The organism is Comamonas sp. Z1 (assembly GCF_008121555.1).
GTDB lineage: Bacteria > Pseudomonadota > Gammaproteobacteria > Burkholderiales > Burkholderiaceae_C > Comamonas > Comamonas thiooxydans.
Genome location: NZ_VOQT01000018.1, coordinates 1 through 12,862 on the forward strand (window position 1 = coordinate 1; position 12,862 = coordinate 12,862).

9 protein-coding genes are annotated in these 12,862 nt (G+C 54.5%); 2 read left to right on the forward strand and 7 right to left on the reverse strand.

The genetic code is table 11. The features are described 5' to 3' along the window. Nucleotides 1-117 precede the first annotated feature (117 nt). Nucleotides 118-900: a hypothetical protein gene (locus FSY45_RS22615; protein ID WP_187427594.1), complete on the reverse strand. Its 783-nt coding sequence runs from the start codon at nt 898-900 to the stop codon at nt 118-120. 519 nt (nt 901-1,419) lie between these two features. Here FSY45_RS22615 and FSY45_RS22620 point away from each other — a divergent pair. After that, nucleotides 1,420-2,202, forward strand: coding sequence for a hypothetical protein (locus tag FSY45_RS22620; protein ID WP_003064681.1), 783 nt, complete (start codon nt 1,420-1,422; stop codon nt 2,200-2,202). A gap of 12 nt (nt 2,203-2,214) precedes the next feature. Continuing rightward, nucleotides 2,215-5,340, forward strand: a complete 3,126-nt coding sequence (locus FSY45_RS22625) for a DEAD/DEAH box helicase (protein WP_003064684.1) — start codon at nt 2,215-2,217, stop codon at nt 5,338-5,340. A gap of 59 nt (nt 5,341-5,399) precedes the next feature. Here FSY45_RS22625 and FSY45_RS22630 read toward each other — a convergent pair whose 3' ends face one another. From FSY45_RS22630 to FSY45_RS22655, 6 genes are all read right to left on the reverse strand, one after another. Further along, nucleotides 5,400-5,810: a hypothetical protein gene (locus FSY45_RS22630; RefSeq protein WP_003064687.1), complete on the reverse strand. Its 411-nt coding sequence runs from the start codon at nt 5,808-5,810 to the stop codon at nt 5,400-5,402. After that, nucleotides 5,807-7,861, reverse strand: a complete 2,055-nt coding sequence (locus FSY45_RS22635) for an integrase (protein ID WP_148748385.1) — start codon at nt 7,859-7,861, stop codon at nt 5,807-5,809. Before FSY45_RS22635 ends, FSY45_RS22630 begins: the two co-directional genes overlap by 4 nt. Continuing rightward, nucleotides 7,854-9,428 carry a site-specific integrase gene (locus FSY45_RS22640; protein ID WP_003064693.1) on the reverse strand — a complete coding sequence of 525 codons (1,575 nt, stop codon included), beginning with the start codon at nt 9,426-9,428 and terminating at the stop codon, nt 7,854-7,856. The genes FSY45_RS22635 and FSY45_RS22640 overlap by 8 nt, the downstream gene beginning before the upstream one ends. Next, on the reverse strand, nt 9,428-10,729 hold the full coding sequence (locus FSY45_RS22645; RefSeq protein WP_003064696.1) for a tyrosine-type recombinase/integrase: 1,302 nt from the start codon (nt 10,727-10,729) through the stop codon (nt 9,428-9,430). Before FSY45_RS22645 ends, FSY45_RS22640 begins: the two co-directional genes overlap by 1 nt. A 127-nt stretch (nt 10,730-10,856) precedes the next feature. Beyond that, nucleotides 10,857-11,405, reverse strand: a complete 549-nt coding sequence (ssb, locus tag FSY45_RS22650) for a single-stranded DNA-binding protein (protein ID WP_003064700.1) — start codon at nt 11,403-11,405, stop codon at nt 10,857-10,859. Nucleotides 11,406-11,677: 272 nt separating this feature from the next. Next, the gene (locus tag FSY45_RS22655) at nt 11,678-12,850 is read right to left on the reverse strand and encodes an MFS transporter (RefSeq protein WP_046460492.1); all 1,173 of its coding nucleotides are present in this window, start codon (nt 12,848-12,850) and stop codon (nt 11,678-11,680) included. Nucleotides 12,851-12,862: the final 12 nt, after the last annotated feature.

Below are 12,862 nucleotides of genomic sequence, written 5' to 3' on the forward strand. Positions count from 1 at the left end.
TGGTCAACTGCTTGAGCAGGCCGTTCTCGCCGATGAGGTCTTCGGGCTTCTTGTAGTTGGCCAGCAGGCCAGACAGCAGTTCTTCGGGTACGTCGTGTTTCTTGGTGCTCATTGTGCTTACGGACAGTCCGGCTTGCGCCGGCGGTTGATTGTCCGTTTACACAAAATTCTGCACACCCTCACGGAAGTCATCGCTGACAGCGAATCGAGCAGAACGGTCCTGCATGAGAAGCGCTCTTTTGAAGACTGCAGCCAAGCACCATCTCTCCTTTCCAGCCATCCCAAAGCGACAGCGTCACCAGCAAAGAAGTCCGCATTGAATGCAGCCAAGGCGTTTCCTTTAGGGTTGACGGCGACGTGAACATTCAGCTCACCAAATCCTGCGTCGGATACACAACCTCTCGCCCCCAGTCCACCTGGCAGCTCAAAGTCATAGAAGGCACTGCCGCCTCCGAACCTATCAACGTGCCATCGATTGTCATCTGGCTTCAAAGAGAACAACTGTATGCGCAACCCTTCATTGACCGCTGCAACCATTAGATTGCGCCAAGCCGTCGCTCGCTTTCCCTTGTACTCAATGTCGTAGGCGCTGGATGGCACAGTCGAAATCAAGCAGTCTGGTACATCCGTTGCTCCAACCATCCATTCGAAATCGAACTCAGGGTCAGCTGGATAACCAAGCTCGCAGAGCCGCTGCATGAATCTCGTGGTGCTCAGAAGCCGGTAAACGACCTTATCACCGACGAGCTTCAAGTCACTCAGTAAAGCTGCGTGTTTGCCGTATCCAAGGCTTACTGCAATTGCTTCTGTTAGATGTGAAGACTTGACCTCAAAGAAGTCGTCGCGCAGGTAGCGCTTCAAAGACTGAAGCGACTTTTCGCAAAAAAGAATAGAAGCCATTCGGCACCCTCATCACGTATTCAGTCGACGATTTCCGATTACGCGTCGACTCGGATGGAGTCCGCTGGGTTCATAAGAGAAATTGTCTGCTTTAACCCGGAAATAGGTTGGGCCCAGACGCCTACCTCAAATGTATAGGTGCTCAACGAACATTACAAGCCATCCAGCCCATGCCAGCCATCTGCGAGGTTTTCTAGGTTCTCGCGGATGCTGTCGTGCCGTAGTTGCTGTCCAGATGCAGAGCTTGCTCGTAAACGACTACCTTCGACTACAACTTCTTGTCGACAAATGGAGCAAAAATTCACCGATGTTTGAGGGCGCAGGAATCATTTGAGCATCAATGTTTGTCCCAAACTCGACTCATCTCCGGCCTGTGAAATATTTCTTGAGCTCATTGGCCATAGAATCACGCTTGTTACTTTTGGAAACTAAAGTAAAACGAAGCCTCATCCAAACACCGGGGCTATGTCATATCAGTGCCACGCAGTAAATTGCAAGCTAGCAAGGTGATACCGAACGATGCCCGTACCCTTTGATTTGGTAAAGATTTACGACCATCTAGATGGGCATATTTCTTGCCAAGCATTTGATGCCAGTAATCACAGTTCCTATGTTGCCTGGCTAAGTGACGACGTTGCGGCTCGGGTCTTTGACAAGCCCACTATTGATGCTTTTGAAAGCGATATCGCTGCACTATCGGCAGAAGGCTTTGATGTCTCCGCACTGGTAGAGATTCACAGTGAACCGTACTCAACAACCTCCGCAGATATTGGCGAAGGCATTGCAGATTTGTTCCTAGCTGAGCGTCACAACTCAGTTTTGCCAAGCAATCGAAGGCGTGACCTTAAAAATCCAAATGCGAGCCAAGCCGGTGCTGACATCGCCGGCTACGTTTTGCAAGCTGATGGAACCTACTGCTTTCTATTTGGCGAAGTAAAGACCTCGAGCGAGAAAAAGTCTCCGCCTTCCGTGATGACTCACATTCACTCAGGAATGGCGGTCCAACTGCAACGAGTTAGCGATTCTCGTGGGTATCAGCGAACCTTGATGTTTTACTTGAGGGAAAGGTCGCAAGACGCTGCGAATCGCCCCCTTTACCAATCGGCGCTTGAAAATTTGGCAGCTGGCAAATTCCAGCTGGTAGGTGTGCTTTTACGAGATACCAAGCCGGACGTTCTAGACGTCAGGGCTCCCATGGCCAAGATGCGTGCCCAACTTCCCACACAGCAACTCTGCCATCTCTATGTGCTGCATACTTGTCTACCAACTTCGGACTGGTTACAACACTGTCAGGTTGCCTAGTTAACAGTTCCTATGACTCCCACCCTGACTTCAGTTGAGACCGCTTACCAGCAGGCAATGCGTCGCCGCGTGCATGCTGCTGTGGGCTCCAACATCGACCAGGAGCCGCAGGATGCCTACGTTAGCTTGGTAGCTGAATTGCTGACATGGGATGCTCTCGACGGCAACCCTGAACTGAGCAAAGAGCAGCAAAGCGCTGCCAAGCACGCATTTTCCCTCCTGCGAGAGCAACGCCCCAACGACACAGATTCTTCTGAATTTATGTCTTGGCACCTGCGTGCCGCTTGTTTGGCTGTCTTGGCTGACCTTCCACAAGAGGGTCGAAAGCTTTTAGAGCAGGCTCCAATCAAGGTCAACGCAACTCCCGAAGGTGACTGGCTTGAATTCGCCCGAGAGACCGTCTGGTCCGGCTGGCTGGGTATTCTGCGGCATGGGTCCCAGAACGACCTCATGTTGGCCAAAGAGGGGGCGAACCTGCTGCGCTCAACGCAGAAGGCCTATGAGAAAGCTTATCTTCAAAAACTCAGTGGCGGCGCCCACGGCGCAGCACTTGAGCTCATCGGGCTCTACTTCCTTGCGACTATTAGTGAGCGTCTCGCCGACTTTCTCTTAACAGGCAGCGCGGACGGTGCTGGAGATATAAAAGCACAGATAGATATGTACTTCGACCGCGTCATGTCCGCATTGGACCGCGCTCGAGGAGTTCAAAATCTAGACATCGTTTTCTTGTTGCGGCCTACAGCTCACTGCCTTGAAAGTAGCTCTATTCGTGCTGCGACCCGCGGTGCAAATCAACTGGCAAGACAATTTGCAGAGAGCCTGACGAACCGCGCATCACGTCCTATTTTGCAGCTGCTTCCGCCACAGCGTGAAGCGTTACGTCACCAAGGGCTCGCCACCAATGTGCACCGGTCCGTGGTTGTCAATTTTCCGACGTCCAGCGGCAAGACCTTACTAGCGCAATTTGGTATTTTGCAGAGTCTCAATGACCTGGGTACTGAACCAGGCTGGGTTGCCTATGTGGCACCCACGAGAGCTCTCGTAAATCAAGTAACAAATCGCCTTCGGCGAGAGTTTTCCCCGCTTAATAAACGAGTGGAAAAGCTCTCTCCAGCGCTCGAATTCGACACTTTAGAAGTTAGTGCGCTAACGGCCAAAAACCCTGAAGTCGATGGGCCAAGGGTTGATGTTCTGGTGTGCACACCTGAAAAACTCGACTTGCTCATTAGGCGGGAAGAGCTGTGCTCAAAACTAGGCCGCCTGTCCATGGTGGTTGTAGATGAGGCTCACGGCATCGGTGCCGGCGATGACAGAGCCGTTAAGTTGGAGCTTTTGCTCTCGATTGTGAATCGAGAGCATATCAATGCGCGTTTCTTACTCTTAACGCCATTCATCAGCAATGCAAAACGCGTAGCTCAATGGCTCGACCGGGAGAGCTATAAAGACTATTCAGTCGAAGCTCAATGGGTTCCCAATGACCGCATCGTTGGAGTCGTATGCCCTCCACCCAAAGGAAAAAAGGGTGCGAAGGCAGACCATATCCTGTTTGAACCAATAGCGACGCGCAAGAACACACTTCATCTGGATGAACAGTTGAAGCTTGATGGTGTTGCTCCTGAATTGGGCTTCACTCCAGCAGTGCTTCACCAGAATGCAAGTAAGTTGTCTGCAGCGACAGCACAGCTACTTTCATCACGTGGGCCTACCGTCATCCTTTGCCAGACCGTTGCAGCTACCTGGAGGTCTGCAGAATATCTAGCAAAGGTTCCAGAGGCTGAGTTGGAGGGTGCTGAAGACCGGGCTGCTGTTGGTCGTTTTGCAAGCCACGAGCTGGGGCCTGCATGTAGTCTTGCCAAGCTGCTTAAGCAAGGGGTCGGCGTTCACAACGCAGGCCTTCCTGAGGAATTAGCTCAGGCGATGGAGTGGCTATTCGAGAACAAGCGCTTACGTGCTCTGTGTGCCACGACCACTTTGGCGCAGGGTGTCAACTTTCCAATCTCCAATCTTGTCATTTCCTCTCTACAGAAGCCAATGGGTTATGGGGAGAAGATGGGCTACGCCGAGTTTTGGAACATCGCCGGGCGAGTGGGTAGAGTGGACCAAGATGCAATTGGCGTTGTTGCGCTTGCGGCGACGAGTGAGGAGAAGAAAAGCGAATGTAGAGTTTTTGTTCAAAGGTCGATGGTTGACCTCGCCTCACGCCTAATCGCAATGGTTAATGACCTTGACCTGTTGGCAGGTGAACATGAACTTTCGCAATTGGTCTACAAGAAGGAATGGTCCAACTTCAGCCAGTTCATCGCTCACACCCTGCGACAGGTCGGTCAGGCAAAATTCGCTGACCAAATTGAGCTGGTTCTGCGTGGCACCTTCGGCTATCAAGTACTGCGAGAAGAAAAGCCTCAGCTTGCAAGCAAGCTGCTGCGAGCTTCACGTCAATATGCAGCTCGAATTGCCCAGGACATGGGAGCAGTAACGCTAGTGGACTCAACTGGCTTCAGCTTCGAAAGTGTGAAGGGTGCACTGGGTCGCTTGAGTGCTGTGGAAGACTTGTCTGACTTAGAAAGTCCTAGTGAGTTATTTTCAGGAAAAAGCGGAACACTTCGCGATGTGATGGGTGTCTTGCTCACCATTCCCGAAATCAGAGATGAGCTAACGGAAGCGGGCCGCGGAGATGGCCGAAAGCTTGCGGATATGCTCGCAGATTGGGTGAACGGTGCATCTTTTGACACCCTGGCCACGACCTACTTCTCCGACGCAGCAAACGAAGAAGATGCTCTGGCTAACTGCGTCAGAGGCTTTAAGCGTCTCGCAATGACAGCCTCCTGGGGCCTGTCTTCTGTGCTTGCGATGAAGCTTGGGAAAGGTATCGAGGATTTACCGCTCAGCCAGCAGACAGAGGTAACCAACATTCCATCGATGGTGCTCTACGGAGTCAGGACCACTGAACAAATCGCGCTGAGGTCAGCAGGCGTTCCACGCAACGCAGCAATCGCACTTGCTCCCCATCTGGGCGCACCAGCAACGCCTTACGCTACTCGGAAGGCTCTGAAGGAAAAAGGCGAGGCTGTTTGGAAGAAGGCGATGGGGGATGCCGGTGCTGATTACTTCCGTGTGTGGCACATGCTTGAAAATTAAGAAGTGAGGCACCGCCCCAGGTTGCCCACTTCTTACCAAGTCACTGCTGCCTCTAAGAGCTACTTCCTGCTAATTGGAGGCAATGGCTGATTGAGGAAGTGAGCATCCAACCCACGCGTATTCGCGTTGTATGCCCACCGGACGAACTGTTCAAGCAGCCTCGTGTTCTCAAGCTCCAGCCGCTTATTTTCAGCCTCTAGTCTGTCAATTCTCTGCCATGCGAGCTCCAACTCAGGGCTGGAGGCCACCTTTGGACTTCGAGGCTTTTCTGATGAAAGTGCCTTTTTACGCAAAGTGAAGGCATCCCGAATACGAACGTGTTTGTGCAACGCCTGGCGCGTGTAACGCACGAAGAGATGCTTCTCAATCGAATCGATGAGGGCATCCCATGTCAAGCTGCCTGACCAACCGTCCAATATGCCGACAATCCTTGCGATGTCCTCATCATCAAGATTCTTTGCTCGGCTCATTCAGTAGCTCCTTCTTCAACAACAATCCATTTCAGCAAGCGCGGCTCGTCGGACTTTTTTTCAAGGGCTGCGCGGGCTTTCACTGCATGCTGAAGTCGAGATGCTTGCTCAACGTGCGTGAGGCGAATAAGGGCACCCTCCGGAACCCGCGGGTTGTCCAAGATGGCGATAAGCTCTGACAGGCGAGAGTGGGTCAACGTCTGGTGCTGAACCCAGCGCGACGCACCATACTCCCCGTCGGCATCAGCTTCTTTCGCAGCTTCCAGCAGACTCGCTGTTTCCTCATGCGCTGCCCTTGCGTTGGCTTCGCCGACCTTGTCCCCCTTGATGCACACCTGCTCGTTGCAGTTGTTGCAATCCTGATGGAGTGGACACGGGGACATGACGAAGTCGTGAACACACATACCGAAATCCGTTGTGTGAGCCGCCTGAATTCCTAGCTTCTTGAACTCTGACCTCGGCACGAGGCTGATGCGAACCTGAGGGACCAAATCGGTCGATGAGCTCTCCTCAACTTCTCTCTTAAGCTCAGCAATACGGGCCTGGACGTCACGGTCGGAGACATGGTTGTATGCCTCGTTTTGGCGAATGTCTTTACGGCCGGACCACTTCGCAATGTCCAACTCACTCAAGCCTCCAGCTTGAGCGAGTGTGTTCAAGTAGTGCCGGAACTGGTGCGTCCGAATAGCAATAGGTGAACCATCGGCTTCGAACAGCCCCAAGTTATCGAAAATAGATTTGAAACCGTGTTCAGAGCGATTGCCCAGACCAGTGGCGATGAAATTCTGGTCGACAGCCTCGACGATGCCTCGAAACGTCGTTCTGCTTTTGTGCAACTCATTGCGCCGAACGAGGCATAGCGCCTCGCTGTAACGCAGGCCGATATCAGCATCAAGCCAAGGAAACCCACGAGGTAATTCCCCAAGGATGGCCGCTTCAACATCAGAGAACTTGACGGCTTTCTTCTTTCCGACAGAGAAGGTCGGAACTTTGTTCCCGGTGCACCACTGCCCTGGTGACGTCCGACTAACAGGCTCGGCGAAAAGGACTTCTCCTAGTTCATCCATGAACAAGTCTTTCCCTCGCAGGTGCTCTAGATGCGAAGGCAGGTACATCGCGCTCGGATTATCCTCGTACCAACGAGCCACCTGCCGGGCTTCGGAGGAAGTGCCCTGCAACCTTCTAATCGCCTCCTGAACCACTGAACTCATTGATGGCACAACCCATTTGACCATCGGGTCTGCACCTTTCGAAGGCCAGAAACGTAGCCCATACGCTTCAGGCGCTTCCTGCCGGGAGCTATGCACCTCACATCCTGTCTGGAGCCTCAGCACTTCATTCACGCGGTCCGGGGCCGAGCACATGATTGCGGCCACAGATGCCACAACAACGTCCGGGGTTTCAGATGCGGCACGGAATGCTCGAGCCAGCGCGTCAAGAGCGAAGGAGGAAGGGAGCATTTCCTGCCGGCGAGCTTCAAACTCTTCACCAACTCGCCCAGCCGTCTGCACTGGGCGCTCAATTGGGTTTACCCAACGCAATGGGACAGAAGCCAACCGGTTGTTGTCTATAAATGACGCCAACATTTCTAGCTGCTGTCCAGTCCGATAAGCAGTGTCCTTACCGTAATGAACAGCTATGAGCTGAGCTGCGCGATTGAGCACCTGGCCATGAACGAGAGTGATGTCATGCGAACCATATTCAGCCAATGCCGCACCTAAGGCCCGGGTTGCAGCAAGCCGAGAACCTATGGATTTTGTTGGACAAAAGGCATGTTGATAGCGGAAGTATGACTTTGCGAAAGCGGCATAGGGCTCAGCCATAGGTGCCGGCTCGCTGTCATCGGCAGACTCCCACGTGCTGAAGACTGCACGCAGCGCCCCATTTTTGCCTTTGAGCTTTATGTGGTTCGTCACATCCCACTTCATCTCGTCGAACGGGAGGTCAGCCCCTAAAGCTGTCAATTCGTCACGACACATGGCAACGAACGCCGCCAGATTTTTCTCAGCACTGAGTTCGCGACGTGGCTTGAATAGAACCAAGTTAGACATCCTTGGTCTCCTCGCTGGCTTCTAGAGGGAGCAGCTTTGTCTCCTCACTTGCTTTAACAGCGGGATTTTTTTTCTCCTCGCAAAGCCGAATCACTGCGGCAACGGCAAAGATAGTGCGGTCATTGATAGACGCAATTCGCTTGTCGGTGGTTTGAAGCTGCCTGTCACGGTTTTCAAGAAGGTGTGCCAAGACGCCTTCGTGTGGCCCATCAACCCATGCTTCGAAGCTTGAGCACGTGTAGCAAGCAATGGGAGCATTGAAACCACAGAAACCGTGTTTCCCACAGTCCCCCATAGGTGCACCGCTGCGGTCGACACGCAAGTCGATAATGCGATTTGAGGTGTCAACGCCCAACCCATCCACCAATTTCCCAGCAAACGCCTGGGCCAAAGGCGCAATTCCCATTGCAATTACTCGGTCGATTCGGTCGATGATTGCTGGAGAGCTGGCTGTATACACCTGAACATTCTGGGTATCACTGTGGTCAAGGAGGGCTGCGATTTCGAGCTCGCTGTAGCCTTCCTCTGCCGCCCGCGTCCCTGTCGTTCTTCGGAAGCGTGTTGGAGTAATGCTCATCACCTCTCCCGTACGCTCTGAGACGACCGACAGCCCCTCAAGCACGGTGGTGATAGTCTTTCCAATATCCAGCGCAGTCCGGTGAAATTCGAATCCGTTAGTACCACCCGCCGAGCGCTTTGTCGGAAACAAAGGAGCCTGCATTGGGTCCACCAAACGGCCCTCAAATTGCTTGCATACACCTTCAGCATAAGCTACAAGAATTTCGCCAAACTGCTCAAGGAGAGAGCGCTCTTTCAGTTCTGCACGGGCGTTCTTAGTGCGTTTCTTGGCGCGAGGCATGTGTATCGAGTACTTAAGTACCCCCTCAGCATTTCTCTTAACCCGTACATCGCAGACCTTTAGGGCTGCGTATTGCTGATTTCGCTGACCCAGCAAAATGTACAACCAAGCCAAGACGTAGTCTTCTTCAGACACTGACCCGCAGGCATAGGCTTGGTTCAACGCGGCGTGAAGGCCCTCCATCTCGTTGGTTGTGAATGGACCATCTATGGGGTCCCAGGTCAGCACAGCTATACCTTTTCGATTTCCCTTAAGTCGCAGCTGCTTCAGCAGTAAATCCACGCCCTCATCAACACCGGGATAACCCAGCTGAATCCATTTCCTCAGAAATCCGGCGAGAGTTCCGAGATACCAACCTGTCGACTCGTCAAGGCCCGCACGGTAATTGAGTAGGCTCACATCACTGATACTTGAGAGCTGACTCGGCGTCATACGAATGAAGTGCTGGAATCGCTGAAAAAGATTCCTCATATGAGCGGATGAATTGTTCTCGGCGTACCAAGACAGCACTCTTTTCGCACTCTCACGTAACTCATCTGAAATGTTCGTCAGCTGACTAAAGTTCAGACTCACGTCTGTCACGTCATCACGAAATGCCCAGATATCAGCACTGGCGTCAAACTCAATACCAGACTTGGTGCGCACCGGCCCTAGCGTACTCAAAGGACGGGCGGGGAGATTCTCAGTGGTAGGCAAGTCTTTTTTCATCAGTTTTTCTTATCTGTGGGCTTGAACGATTTGGCTTGCAGCGCTAGTGAGGCTTCATTGCTCTTTCGTTCGATATGCCTCTTCGTATAGTGACCGGCCATCCTCGATTGAGGGGACCAACCCATCGCCTGGCGCCGCATCCTTTCCTCATCCTCTGATGACACACCCTTTGTGTCCATTAGCTCGGAGAAATCGTCGTTCCAGGTGTGACGCAGCACATGAGGCGAAAGGTCATTAGTTAGTCCAGGCACCTTCGTCCGTAGCTCTCTGAAAAGCTTGTTGAGGGCCGGCTTTGACAGTGCTGCACCTGTACCGTTGGCCACAAAAAGGTAAGGATGGCGTCGCGCGCCCTTGATGCTCGAACGCGAACCCTTTTTATCCTTGCTCTTCCCAATGATGTAATCACGCGTAAGGTCCATTAACCCAGGACTAAGGGCTAAGAGCCTGCTTCTTGTCTTAACCAGTGGAGCGTTCCCGCGCTCATCCTCCGGGTTATCTGGTCGGCGGGTGATGACAACTTCTCCTTTGCGGAGATTGACGTCATCGACATAGACCCCCAGAAGTTCACCATTCCGAATACCAAGCAGAAGCAGCCACATGAAAATGAGCTGATTCCTAAGGCGAACATGCCTGCCCTTCCAAGGGTTTTCTGGGCTATCAGGGTTTATGACCTCTAGTATTCGGGCGCGCACCTCAGCACTGACACCTTGTCGGCCACCGGCGTCATGGTCGCGACCAGGGATGCGTGCATTCAGTTGGCCTACCACAGTCTCAGTCGCTACATTCAAAGCACGGAAGTGCTCGTGACCAACATCAAGCTTCAAGCGTCTGCCTGCGCTTAGCCATTCAATGTACTTGCGGATATATATGAGTCGAGTGGCCTTCGTTTCAGACTCGACTCGCTTTGAAGCTCTAGCTGAGGTGCGCATACGCGCTCTTTCAAGCGAAACAACACGAGACGCTGCCTGCGACTTTTTTTTGTTTCCTAGGAGTGCGTCAAGCTCTTCTTGCTTCAGCCCTGCCAAATTCACAAGCTCATCTACTTCACTCAACGAGAGAAGCTTTCCTTGCTCTAGGCGCTGATTCAGGTCGATACCCAAGTAACGAAAAACCTGCAGGCCGACCATCACGGCTCTAGCCGCATGCGCAATCGTGTTGGTCGCCAAACTGGTAGAGCGCAGCGCCGTCAGGATGAACAGCGTCACATCCCAGACTGGCACTCCAGTTTCTTCGCTTAGTAGCAGCGGAAGCCGCTCACCAGACTCCAAACGTATCGTTCTGACTTGATAGCCTACTGACATGTTTACATTTCCTCAAAGGTAGTCGATAAGTACACACTATCGGCCTTCGAAAAAAATGTTAACAAAGAAAAAGGCCCGTAGATTCGTCATCTCGGGCCTCTTGTTTACAAATCAGGAAAGGTAGGCTCTAGAACGGGATGTCGTCATCCATGTCGTCAAACCCCGAAGCTGCGCGCTGGGGAGGAGGAGCCATGGGTGCAGGAGCAGGACGCTGCTGCATGGGTGCCGGTGCGGGGCGCTGCTGCATGGGAGCGGGAGCCTGACGGCGGGGTGCTTCGTAGCTGCTTTCGCCATAGCCATCATCGCTGCCGTAGCCGCCTTGCTGCTGACCACCACCCTGGCGGCTGCCCAGCATCTGCATGGCGTCGGCACGGATTTCGGTGGCGTAGCGTTCCTGGCCGGAGGCCTGGTCGGTCCACTTGCGGGTGCGCAGGCTGCCTTCCACATAGACCTGGCTGCCTTTGCGCAGGTACTGGCCCACGATCTCAGCCAGTTTGCCGTTGAAGACCACACGGTGCCATTCGGTGGCTTCGCGGTTTTCGCCGGTGTTCTTGTCGCGCCAGCGGTCTGTGGTGGCGATGGTCACATTGGCCACCTGATCGCCGCTGGGGAAGGTGCGCATTTCGGGGTCACGACCCAGATTGCCGACGATGATGACTTTGTTGACGGATGCCATAGAGATACCTTTTCAAAAAGTGGCCCGGGCAATTACGAAAGGTCCCGAACCAATGAACCTCGCATTTTGCCCCAAGCCAGCCATGACGAGCACGGGATTGCCCTATATCCCATCACGGCGATACATGGGGCCCCAGCAGGAAAGGGGCCACTGCGCGCGAGCAGCCGAGCAAGGGCAGCCCCGCTGCGATGGCTGCGTCCCCCTCCGCGTAGCAGAGAGGGGGAAGGCGGGGCCGCCTAGGCGCACAGCGCCTCAGGGGGTGTTGCTGTAAGTCAGTGACGCCCCACCGGTCGCAGCGGCCAGGTCACGAGCAGCCACAGGGCAACGAGCACAGCCGTCATGATGAACAAGCCCGGCACGCCCGCAAATTTGGCGACTGCACCACCGACAGCGCCACCGGCAAACAGGCCCAGCGACTGCAGCGTGTTATAGGCACCCAATGCCGCACCCCGCAGCGGCGCCGGAGCCATGCGCGAGACCAGGCTTGGCTGGGTGGCTTCAAGAGCATTGAAGCCGCAGAAAAACAGAAACATCAGCAGCGCCATGCACCAGACCGTCGGAATGCTGCCGCTGGCGGCCAGCATGCCCAGACCGATCTGCACAACCAGTACCAGACCAATGGCTCCCAGCAAGGCCTTGCGCAGCTTGCCCTTGCGCTCCATAGAAAACAGCAGGCCCATGGCCAGAAAGGACAGCAGCACGGCCGGCAGATAGATATGCCAGTGCTGCTCCTTGGCCAGACCGGCCTGCACCAGCATGGCCGGCACGGCCACCCACATGGACATCTGCACGGTATGCAGAATGAAGACGCCAAAATTCAGGCGCAGCAGATCGGACTGGCCCAGCAGCTCGCTGAACCTGCCCTTGGGCGCATCGGCATGCTGCCTGGGCTCTGGCGGCACCATCCACAGCACCACGGCAATGCCGGCCAGCGCCAGCGCGCAGGTCAGGCCGAAGATGCCGGACAGGCCTATCCAGGCATTGAGCAGCGGCGCCAGCACCAGCGCCAGTGCAAACATCAGGCCGATGCTGCCGCCGACCATGGCCATGGCCTTGGTACGCACGCCATCGCGCGTCAAATCGGCCAGCAGGGCCGTGACGGCGGCAGACACGGCACCTGCGCCCTGAATGGCACGCCCCGCCATCAGGCCGGTCAGCGAGTCGGCCATGGCCGCAATCAGGCTGCCCGCCGCAAACACCAACAGGCCGGCGACGATGACACGCTTGCGGCCGATACGGTCAGAGGCCAGGCCGATGGGTAACTGGAACAGGGCCTGGGTCAGGCCATACAGGCCCATGGCCAAGCCGATCATGGCAGGGTCGTCACCGCCAGGGTATTTGCGTGCCTCCAGCATGAAGACGGGCAGCACCAGGAACAGGCCCAGCATGCGCAGCGCAAAGATCAGCGCCAGGGCGCCGCTGGAGCGGCGTTCCTGGGAGGTCATGGTGGAAGGGGA

Coding starts and splice junctions, on each gene's coding strand:
- FSY45_RS22615 (WP_187427594.1), bottom strand. CDS start 900: ATGGCTTCTATTCTTTTTTGCGAAAAGTCGCTTCAGTCTTTGAAGCGC.
- FSY45_RS22620 (WP_003064681.1), top strand. CDS start 1,420: ATGCCCGTACCCTTTGATTTGGTAAAGATTTACGACCATCTAGATGGG.
- FSY45_RS22625 (WP_003064684.1), top strand. CDS start 2,215: ATGACTCCCACCCTGACTTCAGTTGAGACCGCTTACCAGCAGGCAATG.
- FSY45_RS22630 (WP_003064687.1), bottom strand. CDS start 5,810: ATGAGCCGAGCAAAGAATCTTGATGATGAGGACATCGCAAGGATTGTC.
- FSY45_RS22635 (WP_148748385.1), bottom strand. CDS start 7,861: ATGTCTAACTTGGTTCTATTCAAGCCACGTCGCGAACTCAGTGCTGAG.
- FSY45_RS22640 (WP_003064693.1), bottom strand. CDS start 9,428: ATGAAAAAAGACTTGCCTACCACTGAGAATCTCCCCGCCCGTCCTTTG.
- FSY45_RS22645 (WP_003064696.1), bottom strand. CDS start 10,729: ATGTCAGTAGGCTATCAAGTCAGAACGATACGTTTGGAGTCTGGTGAG.
- ssb (WP_003064700.1), bottom strand. CDS start 11,405: ATGGCATCCGTCAACAAAGTCATCATCGTCGGCAATCTGGGTCGTGAC.
- FSY45_RS22655 (WP_046460492.1), bottom strand. CDS start 12,850: ATGACCTCCCAGGAACGCCGCTCCAGCGGCGCCCTGGCGCTGATCTTT.